Raw genomic sequence first — 20,247 nt, 5'->3', positions numbered from 1 at the left:
ATACAATTTTGTAAAATAGTTTTTCTACCCATTCACCTCCCATTGCCCAATGCATACATTGAAGTAGGGAGTTTTCTGATAGGAGGGTGCGCCATGGTAAATCCTGATAGTCTGGATTTCACAGGCATTGAAGTCGGCGGGCAAGCTGCCAAAATAGATGTGATTGGGAGTATCGTCTCCATTATCGGGGATTCCATCTCTACCTATGCCGCTGTGCTCGCAATTGAAGAAGAGAAAAATGAAACAGACAATACGCCAAACAACGGTGTAGTGCTGAAAGAGTTAAGCGAGATAAGAGAACAACTTCAATACTTGACGAACGAAATTCAGTTGCTTAAGACAAACCAGGGCAGGGACAGTCCATGGCGGCTTTGAATTAGCTGCGGAACTGTCCCTGTTTGGATTGATTTTTATAAGCAAAATGATGTTCACTTCGAAAGTTCGTCCAGAGCCAACACCTTCAAAGAAAGAAGTTCTTCTTCAGTGAGACGGCTTTCAACTTGTTGCAATAACTGTTGTTGCTCTTCTGCAGTCATCCCAGACTGTGCTTTTTTTTGTATGTCTTGCAATTCGCGGACACTGAATTTTTTCAGCACAACGCGAGTGGCTTGCTCTTTAGTTTGTATGGGCAATTTACTACGATCTGCCGTTTTTGCGTCTTGTAAATACGCTTGTACATCTGGATTGCTAGTGATCTCTTGTTTGACTGAATCCAGTTGACCATTACTTTCTAGCTGAGTTGTCACTTGCTCCATTGCTTTGTCCGCAATCCAATTGGTTCCGAAATAATATGCGGCTCCTATTAGTAGTGCCAATATCACAACTGTCATGAGCAGTCTTTTGATAAACTTCACGCTCTTTTTCCTCCTTCATTACGTTACTCAATAGACGTTTAGCAAGGCACAAAGTTTCAAAAAAACAAGCCCGTCTGCAAGTTTTTTACAGACAGGCTTGACTTATACAGTTACGGTTTCTTCTTTTTTGTTTTTGTCCTTAGTGATAAGTTGAATTGCAAACAGAATGACAAACAACCCTAGTCCGATGAAATCCGTTTTCGTTTCTGGATAGATCAGCATCAAGCCAGTCGCAACCGTAATGATCCTTTCGATCCAATTGATTTTTCGATACCAGAAACCAATCATACCTGCACCTATCGCAATCATTCCGATTATAGCCGTGGCAGTGACCCATATAATCTCCCCGACACTGGCGTCAATCATCAGCATCGCAGGATTAAAGACAAACATATATGGAATGATGAATGCCGCGATGGCGAGTTTAGCCGATGTCACACCGGTCTTAATAGGATCTCCACCTGAAATACCTGAAGCTGCAAACGCAGCAAGTGCCACAGGCGGCGTGATATCAGCTATAATTCCGAAATAGAATACGAACAAGTGAGCAGAAATCGCAACGACTACTGGCACTGTTGCATCCGGTGTATCTAACATGAGCAATGTTATGATTGCAGGAGCTGCAATCGTAGAAGTGATGACATAGTTAGCTGTGGTCGGTGAACCCATGCCAAGCACGATTGCCGCAAACATTGTAAAGACGAGCGTAAGGAAGATGTTACCACCCGCAGCAGAAACAAGACCATTCGCCAAGCTTAATCCTAGTCCTGTTTTCACAACTACCCCGACGATAATACCTGCACATGCTGTCGCAGCAGCTACAGCTAATGCTGTCCGTGCTCCATCCACCAAAGCTTGAATGATATCTTTGAAACTAAGTCTTGTTTCTTTATTGAACGAACTAACAACAAGTGTTAAAACAATACCTAATAATGCTGCTTTCATCGTTGGAATTCCGAGTAATAGGAACACGATGATACCGATAATCGGAAGCAACAAGTAAATCTTTTTCAATGTTTCTTTCCGATTAGGGATTTCTTCGGGACTCATTCCTTTAAGACCAATACGCTTTGCTTCAAAGTGCGTCATTATCCAGATCCCTGTAAAATACAGTAACGCGGGAATCGTTGCCGCTTTAGCAATTTCCCAATACGTAACCCCTCCAATGAATTCAACCATCAGGAACGCAGCGGCCCCCATGATCGGTGGCATGATTTGTCCGCCTGTTGACGCAGCAGCTTCAACGCCACCCGCAAACTCTTTACGATACCCGAGCTTTTTCATCATCGGAATCGTGTATGAACCGGAGCCCACAACGTTTGCAACGGAACTACCAGAAATCGTTCCTTGCAACGCACTTGAGAAAATCGCAACTTTCGCAGGCCCCCCTGTCAATCTACCTGCGAGAACAACTGCCAAATCATTGAAGTAATTCCCCACACCCGTTTTCACGAGGAATGCCCCAAATAACAGGAATACGAAGATGAATGTGGCTGATACACTTATTGGCGTTCCTAGAATCCCATCTGTTGTAAAGAACATAAGTTGTACGAGACTGTCTATGTCCTGACCACGGTGCGCTAGGAACCCTGGGAAGTAAGGGCCGAAAAATGCGTAAACTAAGAAAACACCCGAAATAATCGTGATTGGCATACCAACCGCTCGTCTAGCTGCTTCCATTGTCAACAGTACAGCTAAAATTCCGACAATCAAGTCTAAGTCAGATACACGACCCACTCTTAAGATGAGTTCGTTCATATTGAGTGGCCAGTATAATCCGACGCCAATCGAAATAATCGACAAAATCACGTCATAGAATGGAACTTTATTTCGTTTGACACCCGGTTTTTTACGTGCTGGAAATAGTATAAAAATTAAAGAAAGAGCAAATCCTAAGTGGATCGAACGCTGAATATATGCAGTGAACGGTTTACCGATCGATGTGTATAACTGAAAAATTGAGAATGCCAGTAAACCAAAGAAGACAATCTTACCAAAAATCCCAACTAAATCCCTTGTATTGGATTCAGGATCATATTTTTGAAGAAGTTCTAATTGTTCTGACTCAGTGAGCGTCTCGAACCTCTCATCATTTGGATCCGTTATCGGTTCCACTTTCCGTTCTTTTTTTCGCTTTGCCATTCATGTTAACTCCTTTCATGAGTTCAAACACTGTTAGTTTTTTGACACAGAATTCGTACGAGTGCCCTCGTTTTAAGTAAGCTTTCAAATCCGCTTCGATCCCTTTGTATCGAAACGCTAATTGCGCGTCTATGTCTCCGATATACAGTATAAAGGAATCAATCTCTTTGTCCTCATATGTAAGTGTATAAATCCCATCATTTGTTACCTCTAATGTCTCTCCTTTTTCCGCATACGCGGGGAGCCCAATTCCAACATCTTCATAACGCATCGTCAAAAATTTCAATGTGCTATCGGGCAACACACGGTAAGTTTCGAGGACATTGGTCAAAAATATCGAATGGATATACCGGATTTGAAACTCCGATTCGTCTTCTAAAAGCCAATACACCAGTTTCGGGTGCTCAGTCCTAGTTTCTGTGAACGTGTATGCACGCTTTACAGGGATCGTCAGAACGCCAGCAATCAGAACCATCACAACGAATAATCCAAGCGGAATCCTCCATCGTTTCATCCGCTCACCTCTTTTTAAAGTCTTATGAATGCAGAAGGGACGGATGAAGCATCGATCGCCTCACCGCCCCATTCCATCATTCAACTCTTACTTGTTTACTTCATCAAAGTACTTCTGAGCGCCTGGGTGAACTGGGATACCAATTCCGTCAAGACCAGTTTCAGCTTTGATCAACTTACCCTTTGCGTGTTGAAGTTTTGGTGCGTTGTCGTAAATTGCTTTTGTAATTTCATAAGCGAGATCTTCTGGTACTTCGTTCTGGATAACAAGCATAGCTCCTACTGAAACAGTTGGAGTATCTTCAGCCAACCCATAAGTTCCAGCTGGAATAACTTCTTTTGCATAATACTGATACTTGCTGATCAGCTCATCAGCTTTGTCATCTTCGACAGGTACTACGAATACTTTAGCTACTGCATTCAAACCTTCAACAGCACCAGTAGGAGTTCCTGCAGTAATGAATGCTGCATCAATCTGACCTGCTTGTAAACTCTCCTGAGACTCCCCAAAGTCCAAGTTTTGCGGTTTGATGTCATCCATCGTCAATCCGTGGATTTCAAGAAGCTGCTCTGCGTTCGCGTAAGTTCCAGAACCTGGCGCACCAACAGATACTGATTTACCTTTTAAATCTTCAAATGTCTTGATCCCTGTTTTCTCGAGTGTCACAAGTTGTACAGTTTCAGGATATAGTGACCCAATTGCAGATACCGTATCGACTTTATCGTCTTTAAACATGAGCTCGCCTTCTTGAGCATAATACGCGATATCCGTTTGAACGAAAGCGATTTCCGCCTTCCCATCTTTAAGTGCAGTCATGTTTGCTGCAGATGCTTGAGATACTTCAGCTGAAGTTTTCACACCCGTATCTGTTTCGATGAATTCAGCAATTGCACCACCAAGTGCATAATACGTACCTTGAGTTCCACCAGTCAATACACTAAGGAACTTATACTCTTTAGAGCTATCTGAATCCCCTTTTGCTCCATCTTTTTTCCCCGCATCATCTGTTGAGTTACACGCCGCAAGTGCAAGCACTGCAATGAGTAACATCGAGATTAGCCCTAAAAGTTTCTTATTCATCCAATGACCCCCTATTTATCTATTACTCTAGTAATGTATATTCTACCATGTAAGCGGGTTCAATTGTCAATCTCTTTCAAAAATAAAATTAGTTAAAAACGTTTTCATTTATAAAAGAATAAAAAAATGAAAAGAGCATTTGACTACTCTTTTCATCCCTAGTTTTAATAATCACCTCACTTCGCCGCGTCCTTCACATCGTCAAACGTTAAGCCTGCTTCTTCTAGATCTCGAGATCGGTGAGCAATGCGTGCCGCTGCACAAGACGCTACACTCGCAACTAAATCATCTAAAAATGTATGGACTTTATTCCCTTTTTTAGTGTCTAAATCATTAATAATCCCGACTTTATTTTTATCCAAGTGACCAAAAGTCGTCACGGCAATTGAACCATACGTGAACACCGCTCCAAGCGCAATTGTTTCATCCACTCCAAATAAACCTTCATCCGAATGGACGATTTCTTGTAATGGGGTCGATAATTTGCCTTGCTCGCAAAGCTCGTCCAGCTCGATTCCTACTAAAATCGCATGTTGTAGCTCCCGCTTCTTTAGTACATTCACAACCGAATCTACACACTGTTCCAACTGAAGTTCCTCGTTATAAGGTGCTTGCATTTCATAGACGATTTTCGCAATATCTATCAGCTCCACCCCACGACGCTGTAATGCTTCTTTCGTTGCGGTTGCAATTACTTCTGAACGTACTTTGCTTTTTCCATCAAACATGCTACCATCCCCTTCTAGTTTATAGCTGAACGATTTTTCCGCCAATCGTGCACATTATACCCTCTACCCATCCTATGTTACAATTTCCTTGAATAGACTCGTGAAGGGGGCAACAAAATGAACTACGGAAAGATACATGATATTCTTTTTTATAGCGAAGCACTTCAGGAAGAAATGGAATTGCTCATTCACCTTCCCCATAATTATTCTCCACTTTATAAATACTCTGTACTTTTCGCATCAGATGGAAAAGACTATTTTCAGTACGGAAGAATCGGGAAAGTCATCGATGAGTATTTAGATAAAGAAGAAATTGAAAATGTTATTGTGATTGGTATACCTTATAAAACTGTTTCCGAACGGCGCAGAATGTATCATCCAGACGGGGATCGCCAAAAAGACTACATTCGTTTCCTCGTGCACGAACTCGTTCCTTATATAGACGAGCATTACCCGACTTACCAAATTGGTGGCGGTCGCGGACTAATCGGCGATTCTCTAGCCGCCACAGTTTCATTACAAACCGCTTTGCACTACCCGAATTGTTTTGGACAGGTCATTCTCCATTCTCCTTATGTGGACGAAAAAGTGCTTGAGGCCGTCCATTCAGCTAAAAACCCATCGGGCCTATCGGTGTATCATGTAATCGGAACTGAGGAAACCGAAGTAGTAACAACTGTCGATGGGAAACAAGACTTCTTGACTCCAAATCGCGAACTCAACAAATTATTCGAGAATAAAGGATTTCCGTACTTCTATGAAGAATTTAATGGAGAGCACACCTGGAAATACTGGCAACCAGATGTGCGACGTGCTATCCAAATGGTCTATGGACAGTAACCAATCGGACAATTACAAACAATTCTGGTATACTTGAAAGAAGAATTGTATTCACTTTCCTTAGGAGGTTTTCACATGAAATACGGTGTTGTAGCATTTCCATCAAAAAAATTGCAAGATCTATCAAATGGATATCGCAAACGGTATGATCCTCATTACGCTAAGATTACTCCCCATATGACAGTAAAAGGTGTTTTTGATGCGGATGAAACTGAAATTAGAGAAGTGGCTGAAGCAATACGTAATGTAGCAAAGAAACACAAGCCATTCGAACTAAGTGTTTCAAAAGTAAGTTCTTTCGCTCCGATTACAAATACGATATTTTTTAAAGTAGCACTTAATGATGAATTACTTGCATTGCACGGAGCACTCAATAATGATGGATTTTTCGGTCCACTTCCCCAATACGGGTTTGTTCCTCACATAACGATTGCTCAAAGTTTAACTTCCGGTGAGCATGATGATATTATCGGTCAACTGAAGATGGTTGGTGCAGATCACTCAGAAATCATTGATCGCATTCACCTTCTCTATCAGCTAGAGGACGGATCTTGGACTGTGCACGAAACGTTCCGTCTACAAGAGGAAAACTGATTTGTTCGAGGTGAAGATTGCCACGTCTGAACAAGAATGTGAAGCTGCATTTACTGTACGGAAGAAAGTATTTGTAGAAGAACAAGGAGTTCCACTAACAATGGAAATAGATGAACACGACTCATCTGCATCCCATTTCGTCGTCTATGACGGTCCAAAAGCAATCGCAGCAGGTCGTATCCGAACTGTCGCGAGCGAAGTAGGAAAAGTAGAACGGGTTTGTGTGTTGAAAGAATATCGCGGTCAACATCTTGGCGTGTTGATTATGAATTCTCTAGAAGAGCATGCCAAAAATGCTGGGATTCAAAAGATCTTGTTGAATGCTCAGTCTTATGCTATTCCTTTTTATGAGAAACTCGGATATGCTGTCACCTCACCCGAATTCATGGATGCGGATATTCCTCATCGTGCTATGGAAAAGCAAGTAGAGCCAGCACTCAAATAGAACTAAAAAACCCATTCCTGAAATCGGAATGGGTTCTTTTGTGTAGTGCATTGACTTATGCGTACTCGTTTACGGCCATGCCTTTTCCAACAACCACTGCCACTTGCTTTGATAGAGTTGTTGGATCCGGTTGGATAAAACCATTTTTAGCTGGAGACAATGGGTGTTTCGAATTCACTTCTTCACCAAACTCCCGTTCAGTATTCCTCTCCTGCTCGCGTCGAAGAACCTTTTGCCATTCTTCATCTTGTGTCTGTAATTTAACAGATTGTACTCTGTTAATATACGCAAAAGATGGCGAAACATTCTCCATACGGTTTGCATACATTTGTGATTGGATATTCTGAATCGGCAGTAGGTAACCCATTGCCTCCACCTTCCTTCTTCTAAGTCTGATATAACTCTATACCCGATTACTAGAGAGACCAAACCTCTTTATTATTTACCTAGCATTCTTTGAATTTCAGCTATATTTACAGGCTGACCACTTGAAACGAGTGATTTAACGAGGTCATCTTCCAAATGTTTGGGGACATTCTTATTTGCAAGCATCCCCACATTCTGGATAATTCTCCTTACTTGATTCTCATCTTTAAAATCCGCATGTTGAATTGCATTCGCGAGAGCAAATACTTCTGTCATCGGAACACCAGTTTTTGACTCTATTTTCTTGAAGAAGGAGTCATTCATACTCCCATTCCCCCCTCTCATTTAGCAGAACGTACTTCCGACAATAATTAGCAAGATGAACAATACGACGAGCAATACGAACGTCGAACCGCCTCCTTGATTACAACCACGGTCGTTTGCACCTTCATAACGCGGTTCTCCGTAACAATAGTTTCCGTACATAAGAAAATCCCCCCTCTCTTCCCTGTATCCTATGCAAAGACACAGCGAAGCGGGCGGGACATTCGCATATTTATTTTGAGGTGACGATTTAGATGGTTCCCTTTGACTTAAAGATGAGTGAAGCAATGAATCCAAATATGATCGCAGCGCTGATTCCCGAACTGGTCACTTCAAACATTCCTGTCAACACACCAATAATCCCATGCTTCTCCGCTTCAGCAAGTGCACCATGGGTCAGGGCATTACCAAAAGAGGTGATAGGAATCGTAGCACCTGTTCCAGCAAAGTCAATTAGTGGCTCATACAGACCAAAGCCATCCATAATGGAGCCTACTACAACGAGAGTACATAACGTATGTGCTGGTGTGAGTTTACCGACGTCCATCATCAACTGACCGATGACACAAATCAGTCCACCGACTATAAAACTTGTTATATAAATGGATAACAATTCAAACCACTCATTTCATTTGGATTTCCACCGCATGGGCAATGCAGGGAATCGTTTCACCTTGCTGATAAGAAAGCGGAGACATTAAGGATCCTGTCGCAATGAGTAACACCCGCTTATACACCCCAGACAGTAGCTTGTCGTACACTTCAGAGAAATAAGCAGATGCTGAACATCCTGAGCCACTTGCTCCTGCAAGAAATTCAGGATGTTTGCCATAATACTCTGCTCCCGCATCTCGAAAAGTACTAGACACATCAAACTCCCAGCGGTCTAATAAGGTTTTAAATAGCTCAAATCCGATTTTTCCTAAGTCACCTGTCATGATCAGATCATAATCTTCTACCGTGGAGCCATGACCTTCCAAATGCCGCTTAAAAGTATCCGCAGCTGCAGGTGCCATCGCCGCCCCCATATTTAATGGATCCGTCAATCCTAGATCCGTTACAATTCCAATCGTTCCACATGTGATAATTGGAGCTCCTTCTATATAAGGGATAATTGTTGCAACTCCAGCTGCACTAGCTGTCCATTGAGCTGTGGCACCTTTTTGACTCCCATATTGGAGTGGATAACGGAATTGCCGTTCAATTGAATTATGTTGACTGGAAGACCCGGCCACTACTAATTCAGCCATTCCAGACTCTGTTAATAATGCAGCCATCAATAGAGAAGAGACGGATGTGGCACAAGCTGAAAACATACCGATATACGGTACCCCGATTGTACTGGCTGCAAAGTTGGATGGGGTCATTTCATTCACTAAGTCACCCATTAATACAAATTCTGCATCTGCAGGAGTCTTGTCCAGCTTGCTCATTGCTATCATGCAGGCATCTTCCATCATTTTTGCGTGTCCTTGCTCGTTCGTCTTCAACCCACAACGTTCGTCATCATAATTCTTGTCAGCATATTTAGAAAATGGACTTTTTTTCATCTCCAACGGCCCAACTGTGACTCCGGTTGACGCGATGACTGGTTTCGATGCAAATGTCAATAACCCTCGTTTGTTCACCAAGATACCACCCCTAATCCAACAAGAATCGTTTTAATAAGAGCAACGACAAATGCCGAAAAAACTCCATATACAATGACGGAACCTGCCAGTTTGAACATATTTCCTCCGACACCTAATACATACCCTTCCGACTTGTGTTCGATTGCTGTTGAAATCATTGCATTACCAAATCCGGTAATTGGAACAGCACTCCCTGCACCACCGACTTGGGCAATTTTTTTATAGTAGCCAAACCCAGTTAGAAGCATCGATATAAAGATCATCGTTGCGACAGTAGGATTACTTGCGGTACGTTCAGTAAAGTCAAAAAAACTAATATAGAAAAGTGCGACGAATTGACCAATTAAGCAAATCAAACCTCCTACTAAAAATGCAGCGACACAATTTTTCACATATTTAGGCTTAGGTGTAATTTGTTGTTCTAGTTGCTGATACTTTTTTTCATCCATTACGTCTCTTCCTTTACTAACGAACTGATTTTTTTCATTTTCTTTGCATAGTTCTTTTCGTTCTTTTCATCGATCAACTTGTTTGTTTCTAGCAACACTTTACTATCAGCAGATACGGTAATCTTCATTTCCGGATACAACTTTTCCAGTTCCTTTGAAAGCTCTTTGGCAATCTTTCGCTTCTTGAATCTCTCAAATGTATTCACGCGTAAACCCGCAATCAGACGATCGTCGTGGATTAGAATGACTGCATTTTTAATACGTTTGTCTTCTTTCACCAACGTTTCCGCTCGTTGTCCATCTACATCTGTTGTATTGACGGTTTTGAAACCAATTGATGTCGAACAACCTGCTAGTAGTACTAGGATGAATCCAAGGAGCAGTATTTTACGAATTGTCATCCCCTCCTTTTTTACACCAGTATGTCTAAATACACTGCATTTTATTCATAGCGGTTCAAGCGCCCTGCCAATAGGCTGTGTATGACCATAAGGTATAGAGAACAAACGAGAGGAGGAAATGATCAATGAGTTGTGGATGTGGAAAGAACGAAAATACGGGGGATAAGGTAAACCCAAATCAAGGACACTGTGTTTGTGAGGCAGTTCGTTTCATCAAACGTCTTCAGGATACGCACACAGATGACGATTGCTTCGACTGTGATACAGACTGCTTTATGAGACCTCTTGGCAGCTTAGTAAGTCCAGCTAGCGAACGTTTCAATACCCGGGTGTTTTCTTTACTGACAGAGGACGGTGACTTCTTTAAAGCGATGTATCGTCCGAAGAGTCATACACCTCATCATGGTGTCAATTGTTTCTCTGTTTTCTTCAGAGTTCAAAACATCTTTGACAATTGCTGTGCAACTCTAATGGTACTTGAGCCATTAGACAAAGAGGGTAAACCAGTGGATATTATCGATTGCGGTAAAGTTTGTCTTGAAAGACTTTGCAAAGTTGAGCGATTTAGAGCAACAAAGTCTTGTATCACAGTTGACTTGAATTGTTTCTGTGCAATTCAATGTGTAACAGACACATTTATCACCCAGTGTAATACACGAGATTAAGCATCACCCCCGCGATGCGCAAAAGGAGACTGCCCATATGGGTAGTCTCCTTTCTTTTTGTATAAAAAAACACCTCAGACTCGTTAGTCTGAGGTGTTTTTTCATGTGAATGGTGCCCCTTTCCAGAACACTTCTTCTATCTTCTGTAAATCCAATGTACGGATTTCGTTCAAATCTTTGCTCTCTTGATTTACTTCGATCGCAATCTGTGAATCGGTCATTGCAGAAATACCGCCTGTCAATAATTGACCGTCCACAAGAAACTGAAGAGGACGATATGCATTGCGAGGAAACGGTTCAGCTAGGTAACGTAACCTTTTCACAACCGGTGAATCCACCGTCGCTTCAATCACCTGCTGAGGCACGATTTCTTCTTGCTTTTGCTCGTTTTGTTCCAACGGCTCCACAGCATTACCTGACCAGTAAATTGAGGTACTCTCTTCTTTAACAACTTCCACAATTGATACCATAGGGGGGCCGTCGATAAATAGCAAAGGAACTTGAAGGAAAATATGCGCCACATCCTTTTTACTGCATTATATGCAACGGCTGCCCATGCGTGAATGATGTCATAGAAGGTTGATGAATGTAGTGGCCAATCCTAAGTAAATTAAAATACTGATTAAGTCATTCAATGTGGTAATGAACGGACCTGAAGCGACTGCAGGGTCAATTTTCATTTTGTGCATAAACAACGGGATGAACGATCCAGATATAGTCGCCGCAAAAATCGAAACAAAAATCGCGGCTCCGACTAGCATTCCAATAATCAACTCATGTTTCCAGAAAAAGATCAACCCGATCACAAAGACTCCACATATGAATCCAGTGATGAGACCGGTACCCGCTTCTCTTATCAATAGCTTGAGCTTACTTTCTTCTTCGATATCCCTTGTTGCAATTCCTCGAACGGCAACGGCGAGAGCTTGTGTACCACTGTTCCCAGCAGTTCCTGCAATCAAAGGAATAAAAGCAGCGAGCAATGCCACTTGGGAAATTGTATCTGTAAACATATCAATCAAATTTGCCGTGATCATTCCAAGTATAAGTAAAATAATAAGCCACGGTACTCGTTTTTTCGCTGCAGATAATGAGTTTTTGTCAAATGTATCCATATTAGATACACCGGCTAATTTTGAGTAGTCATCCGATGCTTCTTCTTCGAGGACATCGAGCACGTCATCGACTGTAACAATTCCTAGTATATGTTGCTGAAAATCCACGACTGGTACAGCAAGTAGGTTATAATCTTGTGTAGTACGGGCAACATCTTCCTGATCGTCTGATACGAGTACACTGACAACACGTTCATTCATAATGGTGTTAATTAGGACATCTTCTTCAGAGGTGATTAAGTCACGTAACGACACAACCCCTGTTAGACGGTTGTCATCGTCCACAACAAAGACGTAGTAAATCGTTTCAGCACTTGGAGCTTGAATTCGTAAGATATTCATTGCGGATCGAACAGTGGAATTCTGAGGTATTGTTACGTACTCCGTTGTCATGATGGATCCAGCAGTGTGCTCTTCGTAATGCAATAGCTGCTTGATTTGATTAGCTGCTTCTTTGTCCATGAGCGTCAAATAGCTGACGCTTTGAGACTTATCGAGTTCTTTCAGGACATCGACCGCGTTATCCACAAACATGTAAGAAATCATCTCTGCGGCATACGTCGCCTCCATCTCCTGAAGGAACTCTTCGTATTCATCTTCGTCAATTTCACTTGTTTCAAAAATCTCCGCCATTTCTTTAGGAGATAGGAAGTAGTACATCGTTTTCCGAAGTTCAGCTCCAGCTTCTTCATAGAAGATTGCGCGATCATAAGGATGGAGTAGCAAATACTCATCACGGAACGCTTTGATATCTTGCCGTTCTAAATCTTCCCGTAGCTTCTCTTCGTTGAAATCCACTTCTTCTTTGCGACCCTCTGGTGTTTCCATGGCTACACCTTCCTTTCTTTTCGCCAATTGGCACGACTCCGGTATACTACTGGTATACGTAACAAATACTTTGTAAAAGGGAGTGTATTCATATGTATGATATTATCGGCGACATACACGGTTGTTATGATGAACTACTGGACTTACTAACCACTCTTGGCTATTCCCTGAAATCCGGAATACCAATCCACCCATCCGGTAGAGAGCTTGCTTTTGTCGGAGATGGCATGGATCGTGGGCCTTCCTCCTTACAAGTGATGCAACTTTTGTTTGCGATGCAGGATAAAAATACACTCATTTATTCCCCGGGAAATCATTGTAATAAATTGTATCGGTATGCAATGGGGAATAACGTCCACCATACACACGGTTTAGAAACAACGATTGCAGAGTTAGACTCCTTATCTACGGAAAACCGAGCACAAACTCTGAACCGTTACAAGCAATTTTATGAAGCATTGCCTCTTTACCACCAGTTAGATGACGGAAAGCTAATCGTTGCACACGCAGGTCTTTCTGAGCAAATGATAGGTGCTCCGATATCGAGAGATGTCCGCACATTTGTCCTATACGGAGATGTTTCAGGAAAAACCTTACCTGACGGAAGTCCAGAGCGACGAGACTGGGCGAAATCTTACGACGGATCTCCTTGGATAGTTTACGGTCATACTCCAGTTTTCGAGCGTCGCTTTATGCAGCATACCGTTAATATTGATACAGGATGTGTGTTTGGTGGTAAATTGACTGCACTTCGATGGCCAGAACTCGAAACCGTCTCGGTAGATTCCCAACAACCGTTTCAGCCTGAGAAGTTTACCGTGTATTCATCCTGAGAATTCATTTCCATTGGGAGGAGCCTTACCAGGTCTTTAGGAAGTCCGCTCTCATAAGAAACGTTTTTGTTCCAAGAAGGATGCACAAACGAAACGGAACTACAATGAAGGGCTTGTCTAGAAATCAGGTCACACGGACCACCGTATAAATCATCACCAAGCACGGGGTGTCCGATATGCGCCATATGGACTCGGATTTGATGGGTTCTTCCAGTGTGCAATTGTAGTTCGACAATCGTGTATCGACTGCCGTCCATCTCGAAGTGACCTGCTACATGCACATCGGTACGCGCATATTGCCCATCTGGACGAACCACGCGTTCAATAATGCTGCCATCTTTCCTACCAATCGGTAATTCTATCGTAAACGTTTCTTCAATTACCCAACCACTTACGAATGCAATATACCGCCTATCGAACCCTGTTTCCTGCATTTGAGTGCTCATAAGGTGATGGATATGGCGATTTTTTGCGATACAGACAACACCGGATGTGTCTGTGTCCAATCGGGTTACTACGTGAACAGTCGCTGGATGGCGCTCAGTTGAGTATTTTCCATAAACTGTATTTGCGAGTGTCCCGCTCGGATGATTTCTTGAAGGAATAGTTCCTTGACCCGCAGGTTTTTCTACGATCAGTATAGAATCATCTTCGTGTAAAATTGAAAGCTCTCCATGCTCAGGCGTCAAGCCTTCTCCTATCTCTTCAGGCGGAAACTCAATAATTATGTGATCCCCTTGTTCAAGCATCCACCGAACCGTTCGTTCTTCCTGATTGACTAAGATCCGCCCACCTTCAAACTTCACGGCAGTCAGAGCTCTTTTAGAAATGCCTTTTAGTTTAAGGAAGTCCCTTAGAAGAATCCGTTCATCTGTTATGAATCTTAGTAATAACGGCGAAGGATTATTTTTCTTCATCGCTAGCGACAAACGATTCGGACACACGCTTCCAGAACGGAAAAGGTCTAAAACGGGCGAACGAAATACGTTCCTTTGATACTTTGTATTCGATGGACTTCACATCTTTTTGAAGTAACTGCAGGTGATCGACGGTTACCATGAAATCCGGTCCTTTGACTGGTTTCAATAAACATGAATGGTGCGCAGGAAGGACTAAAGGTGAGCCAACAGTCCGGAAAACGCGGTTGTTTATTGACGCCATCTCAGTCAGTTGCATGCATGACAATGAGGGGTGCAAAATCGCACCGTTCAATGATTTACTATAGGCAGTGGATCCTGACGGTGTCGACATACATAAACCATCCCCACGGAATCGCTCAAAATGTTCTCCGTTCAGTTCAACATCCATGACAAGAGTGACTTCAGGTGATTTGATCGTCGATTCGTTCAAGGCGAGATACGCGGATTTCTCTTCTGAATGCGTATATGAAATTTCTACTTCAAGAAGTGGGTATTGCACGACGTGGTAATCTTTCCGCGCAATCATGATGACTAACTTCTCGATTTCTTCAGGTTTCCAATCTGCATAAAACCCAAGGTGTCCTGTATGAATCCCGACAAATGCAGTTTCGTTCAAGCGATGGACGTATTTATGGAAACCATGCAATAGTGTTCCATCTCCGCCGATTGAAAGAACGATATCTGGTTCCACCTCGTCATATTCCAAACCAAACTCCACTAAATAATCTTTTGCTTCCGCCATTAGACGGTTGGATAACTCATCACCACGTGATTGGATGACAAACTTCATCATTCTGGTTCCCCCTTCCATGAGGTATCTTGAATATCTCGTTTTTCCGTTTCTTTAAATGAACTGAAATACGATTGCGCTTCATGTATTTCATCTCGTATGAGTGACATTTCTTCATCAAGTCGGAACGCGGCTTCTGCTGCTTTTTCAAGACGCTGTCGTATCACGTCGGGGAGTTCACCTTGGTACTTATAATTCAAAGAGTGCTCAATCGAAGCCCAAAAATTCATCGCAAGGGTGCGAATTTGGATTTCAGCAAGAATCGTCTTTTCGCCACGGATGGTCTCGACAGGGTATTCAATAATTATATGGAACGAGCGATAACCGCTCTGTTTTTTGTTCGATATGTAGTCTCTCTCTTCGACAATCTTTAAGTCATTCCGCTGTCTGAGCATGCCGACTACGCTACTGATATCATCGACAAACTGACACATAATCCGCAATCCTGCAATATCAGGGACTTCCGCAGCCAGTTCCGGAGATGGCTCGAAAGGAATGTTCTTTTCGAGAGTCTTGTCGTAAATACTAGCGAGTGGTTTAACACGCCCTGTTACAAACTCAACTGGTGCATGCAGGTCTTCCAATTTGTATTGATGCCGCAAGCCTTTTAACTTCACTTTGAGCTCCACTACAGCTTGCTTATATGGAGCAAGAAAATCATTCCACATTCTCATACAAAGGCCGCCTCCTGTCCGTTCATGTTAGCTAGTTTGCTGCAGTGTCTCTTCGAATGCTTGCTCAACAGCAAGCATGAACTCTTCCCCGTAATTTCCATTACCTTCTATATTGAAAACCAACATTATCAATTCTTCTGTGAATCCACTTAGTTGAATAGATCCATCTTCACACTCTAATATAGGATCCCCATTATCTATTTCAATAAGTTGTTGCATGAGTGGCCATACTTGCTTCGTAAAATGCAGGTATTGATATTCTTCCCCATCTTCAAATAGATACACAAAACTGAGTGCATCAGAATCGGTAATCATCTTCCCTGAGGGGGAGTCTCCAAGCATTCTCATCGTTCCTTCATAAGTGAAACAAACAATTTCTTTTTTTAATTGTCCTTCTGTAATTCGGTGTTCAATACGCACTTTTCCCTCTTCCCTTCCCCTACCAGTCAGTATGAATAGTTTACCATAGAGTCGCCATGGTTGCAGTCAGGATTGTGCTTTCAGCAATGAAATTGATATACTGAAAGAAGAACTAGAATTGCCACGGACGATTAAGTATCGGAAAGGATCGATTAGTATGGACACGAAAATGATTCGCACACTGTTTGAATTGAATTCACTACAGTCACTAGGGGCTGTTCGCTCTGCAACTGAAACGGAAACAGGAGGCACGGATTTCTTTCAATCATTATTAAACGAAATGACGAGTGAGAGTTCCATTTCTGATTCGCTTTCAAGCTTCTCAGCGACTACACTTGGTAGTATTCAAGCGCCACAAGGGACGGATCCATTTGCGTTTTTCTCAACTCCATCTGTTCATTCGCCTACTGATGCACTGCAATATATTGACCAAGTTTCAGCGAGTCGCCCACCTTTAACGTATGGCGGAGGTAGTGTTAACACAGCTTATTCGCCTTTAATTTCCAAAGCTGCGAAAAAATATGACGTTCCTCCTGCACTGATTGCTGCTGTCATCAAACAAGAATCGAATTTCAACAAAGATGTAGTGAGCCATGCAGGTGCAACAGGACTGATGCAACTTATGCCTGGAACTGCTAAGTTTCTAGGCGTTTCGAATGCATCTGATCCTGAGCAAAATATTATGGGCGGCGCTAAATACTTGCGACAAATGCTCGACCAGTTCGGCGGCGATTTAAAATTATCGCTTGCCGCTTATAACGCAGGCCCAGGAAATGTCCGTAAATACGGAGGTATCCCGCCATTCCAAGAGACACAAAATTATGTAACTAAAGTTATGAACAACTATAATACCTTTAATGTGTAAGGTGAATTTAACGTAAGTAATGCTATTTATTTGTGAATGTTTTGTGTGGTTGATAAAATAGAAGTACAGAGTAACAACAAAGGAGAATGACATTCATGACACGAAAGCCTTTGATACCCTATGAGGAGATCGGTGAAGCACGTTTGTCGGAACTCATCGACCGGTTTTACGCCAAAGTGGCTGTGCATCCGGACTTAATTCCCATTTTCCCAGCAGACCTAACAGAAACTGCCCGTAAGCAAAAGCAATTCCAGACGCAGTATCTGGGCGGACCTAATATATATACAGAAGAACACGGACATCCGATGATGAAAGCCCGACATATGCCATTTGCAATCACACCATCACGCGCTAAGGCTTGGCTTGCCTGCATGGCTGAAGCAATGGATGAGGTCGGTCTCGATGGGCCTCTTCGCGAAATCTATTACCAACGCCTCGTCTTAACAGCCAATCACATGGTGAACCGGAACGAGGAGGGAGATCAGTGAATCGAAGAACTTTTGCAGAAGTGGAACAGCAGCCGATATCACATCCTCGGCCAATCGAATTATACGTATTTTTAGATCCCTTATGTCAAGATTGTTGGGCCTTGCAACCCATATTGAGAAGACTACAAGTAGAATACGAACGGTATTTCACATTGCGCATCGGTCTACTCACTTCCCTACCGAAGATGAATTACAAAGCACTCCCTTTAGTGGATGGGTGCGAAGAAAAGAGCGCATTTGAAAAAGAACATCCTGCGTTCCCTAGTATTGCGATCAAGGCAGCGGAGTTCCAAGGAAAGCGTGCTGGCTTTAGATTTCTCACAAAACTATTCGAGTATTCATTTTTAAAATCACGTAACGTTAAATCATTTTCTGTACTCGTTGAAATAGCCGAGAAACTGAACCTGGACAAACAGGAGTTCATCAGTGACTTCTTCTCAAAAAATGTTCTACAATCTTTACAAGTGGATTTACATTTAGCAAAAGAGATGGAAGTTGTGAAATCCCCGACCTTCGTCTTTTTCAACGGAAACATTGAAGATGAAGGTCTCATGGTGGATGGTTCATACAGCTATGAAATTTACGAACAAATTCTAGAGGAACTTACCGGTTCCCCAATCATCCGAGATCGTGCTCCGTCATTGGAAGAATTGTTCAGCCGGTTCGAAATGCTCGCATCCGCTGAAATCGCAGCCATATACGGAGTTCCTGAAAAAGAGAGCGAACGGGAGCTCAAGAAACTTCTACTGAAACAAGAGCTAGAACGTATCTTTATTGAGGATAAAATTCTTTGGCGCAAGCGATAAAGTTAGTGGTTGGATATGGTAGTTAAATGAAACAGGTGGAGAGATGATTTCTCTCCACCTGTTTTTTTATGTTGAAGGGGCTGCATGGGGGTCGGCGGACAGAGGGCGGATGTGGGGGTTATGATCACTTTTTGTGATTTATGAGCGCTTTGTATGGGTTATGATCACTTTCACCGATTTATGAGCGCTTTCCAGTGATTATGATCACTTTCACCGATTTATGAGCGCTTTCCAAGGGTTATGATCACTTTCCACCATTTATGAGCGCTTTCCACGGGTTATGATCACTTTCCACCATTTATGAGCGCTTTCCACGGGTTATGATCACTTTCCCCAATTTATGAGCGCTTTCCACGGGTTATGATCACTTTCCCCAATTTATGAGCGCTTTCCACGGGTTATGAAGTCAAGTCCTAAGTATTGTGTAAATTCCTAGATTTGTTTTCAGCGCATTAGTTCAGATGGTTATAAACTCTACCTGGCGGTCATCGATTCGACTGCTCGCAACTTTACATGGAGGGGTGGGCATGATAGGCTCGGCCGAAAAAGCCAACCTTATGTGCTGGATTTCCTGGCTTGGGAGTCATGCCCGCAGAGGCTCCGTGTCAAGTTGCTTAGGTTGTCAGACGGCTTACGATTTCTTTTTCGTAAATAGTTTCCTGTTCCAATTGGCATTGGTTTTGGTATAGCTCATCAATGTTGCGCCAATGAGGCGGAAGGCGGACTGGGTGTTTGGGAAGATACCGATCACCTTCTCGCGTCTGCGGATTTCCCGGTTCATCCGTTCCACACTGTTGGTCGTGCGGATGTGCTTTCGATGGGGGATAGGGAAATTCATATATTGAATGGAATCTTCAAATCCATCATCGAGGATTTTCAAGGACTTCTCATACTTTGCTTCCCTTTCATACTTCTGGAAGAACAGTTCCTTGAGTTTACGGAGTGTATCCATCTCTTCAGCGGCGAAGAGGCTTTTCAGAAGGCTGACAGCTTCTTCGCTGTTTTTCTTAGGGAGTGCCTCAATGACATTACGCTTGAAGTGGACGGTACACCTCTGCCATGAAGTACCGACAAAGCATTGTTGGATTGCCTTTTTGAGTCCTTCATGGGCATCGGAGATCACGAGTTTTGGTGACTGGAGTCCTCTAGAAATGAGAGAGGAGAAAAAGGAAGACCAGCTTTTGAAGCTTTCGTTGTGATCCACCTGGAGACCAATGATTTCCCGGTGTCCTTCCTCGTCGATGCCAAAAGCCAGATAGACGGCTTTTGAAACGACACGGTTGTGTTCCCGCACCTTGATGTACATAGCGTCTGCCAATACGTATGGATAGTACTTGGTGTTCAACGCACGGTTCGCCCACTCCTTGACCACAGGATCAAGCTTTGCGGTTAAGGAGGAGACGAAGGATTTAGAAACGCTCTCGCCGCAAAGCTGTTCCACTACCTTTGTGACTTTCCGAGTCGAGACGCCATTA

The 20,247-nt window shown here is 42.8% G+C and carries 28 protein-coding genes; 9 read left to right on the top strand and 19 right to left on the bottom strand.

Features of this window, described 5'->3' with window-relative positions; all coding sequences use genetic code 11:
• The first annotated feature begins 93 nt into the window (after positions 1–93).
• Positions 94–375: a hypothetical protein gene (locus tag DVB69_RS01860; protein ID WP_116016005.1), complete on the top strand. Its 282-nt coding sequence runs from the start codon at positions 94–96 to the stop codon at positions 373–375.
• Between the two features lie 53 nt (positions 376–428).
• On the opposite strand, the gene DVB69_RS01855 is transcribed toward DVB69_RS01860, so the two are convergent.
• The 5 genes from DVB69_RS01855 to DVB69_RS01835 all read right to left on the bottom strand — a co-directional run bounded on the left by DVB69_RS01855 (position 429) and on the right by DVB69_RS01835 (position 5,318).
• Positions 429–854 carry a hypothetical protein gene (locus DVB69_RS01855; RefSeq protein ID WP_116016003.1) on the bottom strand — a complete coding sequence of 142 codons (426 nt, stop codon included), beginning with the start codon at positions 852–854 and terminating at the stop codon, positions 429–431.
• A gap of 102 nt (positions 855–956) precedes the next feature.
• The gene (locus tag DVB69_RS01850) at positions 957–2,996 is read right to left on the bottom strand and encodes a TRAP transporter permease (RefSeq protein ID WP_116016001.1); all 2,040 of its coding nucleotides are present in this window, start codon (positions 2,994–2,996) and stop codon (positions 957–959) included.
• Complete coding sequence (locus DVB69_RS01845) at positions 2,944–3,510, bottom strand: DUF1850 domain-containing protein (RefSeq protein WP_116015999.1); 567 nt, start codon at positions 3,508–3,510, stop codon at positions 2,944–2,946. Before DVB69_RS01845 ends, DVB69_RS01850 begins: the two co-directional genes overlap by 53 nt.
• 87 nt (positions 3,511–3,597) lie before the next feature.
• Positions 3,598–4,590 carry a TAXI family TRAP transporter solute-binding subunit gene (locus DVB69_RS01840; RefSeq protein WP_116015997.1) on the bottom strand — a complete coding sequence of 331 codons (993 nt, stop codon included), beginning with the start codon at positions 4,588–4,590 and terminating at the stop codon, positions 3,598–3,600.
• 176 nt (positions 4,591–4,766) lie between these two features.
• Complete coding sequence (locus DVB69_RS01835; RefSeq protein WP_116015995.1) at positions 4,767–5,318, bottom strand: phosphatidylglycerophosphatase A family protein; 552 nt, start codon at positions 5,316–5,318, stop codon at positions 4,767–4,769.
• A 117-nt stretch (positions 5,319–5,435) separates the two neighbouring features.
• Here DVB69_RS01835 and DVB69_RS01830 point away from each other — a divergent pair, with 117 nt between their 5' ends.
• The 3 genes from DVB69_RS01830 (at position 5,436) to DVB69_RS01820 (ending at position 7,197) form a co-directional block, all read left to right on the top strand.
• Positions 5,436–6,158: an alpha/beta hydrolase gene (locus tag DVB69_RS01830; RefSeq protein WP_116015993.1), complete on the top strand. Its 723-nt coding sequence runs from the start codon at positions 5,436–5,438 to the stop codon at positions 6,156–6,158.
• A 75-nt stretch (positions 6,159–6,233) separates the two neighbouring features.
• The gene (locus DVB69_RS01825; RefSeq protein ID WP_116015991.1) at positions 6,234–6,752 is read left to right on the top strand and encodes a YjcG family protein; all 519 of its coding nucleotides are present in this window, start codon (positions 6,234–6,236) and stop codon (positions 6,750–6,752) included.
• A 1-nt stretch (position 6,753) separates the two neighbouring features.
• Positions 6,754–7,197 (top strand): GNAT family N-acetyltransferase, encoded by a 444-nt coding sequence (locus DVB69_RS01820; RefSeq protein ID WP_116015989.1) that lies wholly within the window; start codon positions 6,754–6,756, stop codon positions 7,195–7,197.
• 55 nt (positions 7,198–7,252) lie between these two features.
• On the opposite strand, the gene DVB69_RS01815 is transcribed toward DVB69_RS01820, so the two are convergent.
• The 7 genes from DVB69_RS01815 to DVB69_RS01785 form a co-directional block, all read right to left on the bottom strand.
• Positions 7,253–7,564, bottom strand: coding sequence for a hypothetical protein (locus tag DVB69_RS01815; RefSeq protein WP_116015987.1), 312 nt, complete (start codon positions 7,562–7,564; stop codon positions 7,253–7,255).
• Between the two features lie 71 nt (positions 7,565–7,635).
• Positions 7,636–7,887, bottom strand: coding sequence for a stage VI sporulation protein F (locus DVB69_RS01810; protein ID WP_116015985.1), 252 nt, complete (start codon positions 7,885–7,887; stop codon positions 7,636–7,638).
• 21 nt (positions 7,888–7,908) lie between these two features.
• Positions 7,909–8,049 (bottom strand): YjcZ family sporulation protein, encoded by a 141-nt coding sequence (locus DVB69_RS01805; protein WP_116015983.1) that lies wholly within the window; start codon positions 8,047–8,049, stop codon positions 7,909–7,911.
• Positions 8,050–8,137: 88 nt separating this feature from the next.
• Positions 8,138–8,500, bottom strand: coding sequence for a stage V sporulation protein AE (gene spoVAE / locus DVB69_RS01800; protein ID WP_116015981.1), 363 nt, complete (start codon positions 8,498–8,500; stop codon positions 8,138–8,140).
• Positions 8,501–8,510: 10 nt separating this feature from the next.
• Complete coding sequence (locus tag DVB69_RS01795) at positions 8,511–9,515, bottom strand: beta-ketoacyl-[acyl-carrier-protein] synthase family protein (protein WP_116017138.1); 1,005 nt, start codon at positions 9,513–9,515, stop codon at positions 8,511–8,513.
• A complete protein-coding gene (gene spoVAC / locus DVB69_RS01790) occupies positions 9,512–9,967 on the bottom strand; it encodes a stage V sporulation protein AC (RefSeq protein ID WP_116015979.1) in 456 nt (151 codons plus the stop codon). The genes DVB69_RS01795 and spoVAC overlap by 4 nt, the downstream gene beginning before the upstream one ends.
• Positions 9,967–10,368 carry a hypothetical protein gene (locus DVB69_RS01785; protein ID WP_116015977.1) on the bottom strand — a complete coding sequence of 134 codons (402 nt, stop codon included), beginning with the start codon at positions 10,366–10,368 and terminating at the stop codon, positions 9,967–9,969. The genes spoVAC and DVB69_RS01785 overlap by 1 nt, the downstream gene beginning before the upstream one ends.
• Before the next feature lie 125 nt (positions 10,369–10,493).
• Here DVB69_RS01785 and DVB69_RS01780 point away from each other — a divergent pair, with 125 nt between their 5' ends.
• A complete protein-coding gene (locus DVB69_RS01780; protein ID WP_116015975.1) occupies positions 10,494–11,033 on the top strand; it encodes a CotY/CotZ family spore coat protein in 540 nt (179 codons plus the stop codon).
• A gap of 101 nt (positions 11,034–11,134) precedes the next feature.
• Here DVB69_RS01780 and DVB69_RS01775 read toward each other — a convergent pair whose 3' ends face one another.
• Together DVB69_RS01775 and mgtE are read right to left on the bottom strand one after the other, a co-directional pair.
• Positions 11,135–11,503 (bottom strand): hypothetical protein, encoded by a 369-nt coding sequence (locus tag DVB69_RS01775; protein WP_116015973.1) that lies wholly within the window; start codon positions 11,501–11,503, stop codon positions 11,135–11,137.
• Positions 11,504–11,602: 99 nt separating this feature from the next.
• Positions 11,603–12,976, bottom strand: coding sequence for a magnesium transporter (gene mgtE, locus DVB69_RS01770; protein ID WP_116015971.1), 1,374 nt, complete (start codon positions 12,974–12,976; stop codon positions 11,603–11,605).
• 92 nt (positions 12,977–13,068) lie between these two features.
• On the opposite strand from mgtE, the gene prpE reads away from it, so the two are divergent.
• Positions 13,069–13,809, top strand: coding sequence for a bis(5'-nucleosyl)-tetraphosphatase PrpE (gene prpE / locus DVB69_RS01765; protein ID WP_116015969.1), 741 nt, complete (start codon positions 13,069–13,071; stop codon positions 13,807–13,809).
• Here the strand turns inward: prpE and DVB69_RS01760 are convergent.
• Genes DVB69_RS01760 through DVB69_RS01745 form a run of 4 tightly spaced genes read right to left on the bottom strand, consistent with a single transcriptional unit; the run spans position 13,776 to position 16,613 of the window.
• Positions 13,776–14,726 (bottom strand): RluA family pseudouridine synthase, encoded by a 951-nt coding sequence (locus DVB69_RS01760; RefSeq protein ID WP_116015967.1) that lies wholly within the window; start codon positions 14,724–14,726, stop codon positions 13,776–13,778. The genes prpE and DVB69_RS01760 overlap by 34 nt on opposite strands.
• Positions 14,713–15,519: an NAD kinase gene (locus DVB69_RS01755; RefSeq protein ID WP_116017136.1), complete on the bottom strand. Its 807-nt coding sequence runs from the start codon at positions 15,517–15,519 to the stop codon at positions 14,713–14,715. The genes DVB69_RS01760 and DVB69_RS01755 overlap by 14 nt, the downstream gene beginning before the upstream one ends.
• Positions 15,519–16,193, bottom strand: coding sequence for a GTP diphosphokinase (gene yjbM, locus DVB69_RS01750; RefSeq protein ID WP_116015965.1), 675 nt, complete (start codon positions 16,191–16,193; stop codon positions 15,519–15,521). The genes DVB69_RS01755 and yjbM overlap by 1 nt, the downstream gene beginning before the upstream one ends.
• Positions 16,194–16,220: 27 nt before the next feature.
• Positions 16,221–16,613, bottom strand: coding sequence for a UPF0738 family protein (locus DVB69_RS01745; protein ID WP_116015963.1), 393 nt, complete (start codon positions 16,611–16,613; stop codon positions 16,221–16,223).
• A 118-nt stretch (positions 16,614–16,731) separates the two neighbouring features.
• Here DVB69_RS01745 and DVB69_RS01740 point away from each other — a divergent pair, with 118 nt between their 5' ends.
• From DVB69_RS01740 to DVB69_RS01730, 3 genes are all read left to right on the top strand, one after another.
• Positions 16,732–17,478, top strand: a complete 747-nt coding sequence (locus tag DVB69_RS01740) for a lytic transglycosylase domain-containing protein (protein WP_233505296.1) — start codon at positions 16,732–16,734, stop codon at positions 17,476–17,478.
• 95 nt (positions 17,479–17,573) lie between these two features.
• Positions 17,574–17,966, top strand: coding sequence for a globin domain-containing protein (locus DVB69_RS01735; RefSeq protein WP_116015961.1), 393 nt, complete (start codon positions 17,574–17,576; stop codon positions 17,964–17,966).
• Positions 17,963–18,772 (top strand): DsbA family protein, encoded by an 810-nt coding sequence (locus DVB69_RS01730; RefSeq protein ID WP_116015959.1) that lies wholly within the window; start codon positions 17,963–17,965, stop codon positions 18,770–18,772. Before DVB69_RS01735 ends, DVB69_RS01730 begins: the two co-directional genes overlap by 4 nt.
• A 631-nt stretch (positions 18,773–19,403) precedes the next feature.
• Here DVB69_RS01730 and DVB69_RS01725 read toward each other — a convergent pair.
• The coding region (locus DVB69_RS01725) for an IS256 family transposase (protein WP_116015957.1) at positions 19,404–20,247 on the bottom strand (844 nt) is incomplete at its 5' end.

The sequence above is a fragment of the Sporosarcina sp. BI001-red genome, assembly GCF_003384035.1.
Lineage (GTDB): Bacteria > Bacillota > Bacilli > Bacillales_A > Planococcaceae > Sporosarcina.
This window is presented reverse-complemented; position numbering and strand designations above follow the sequence as displayed.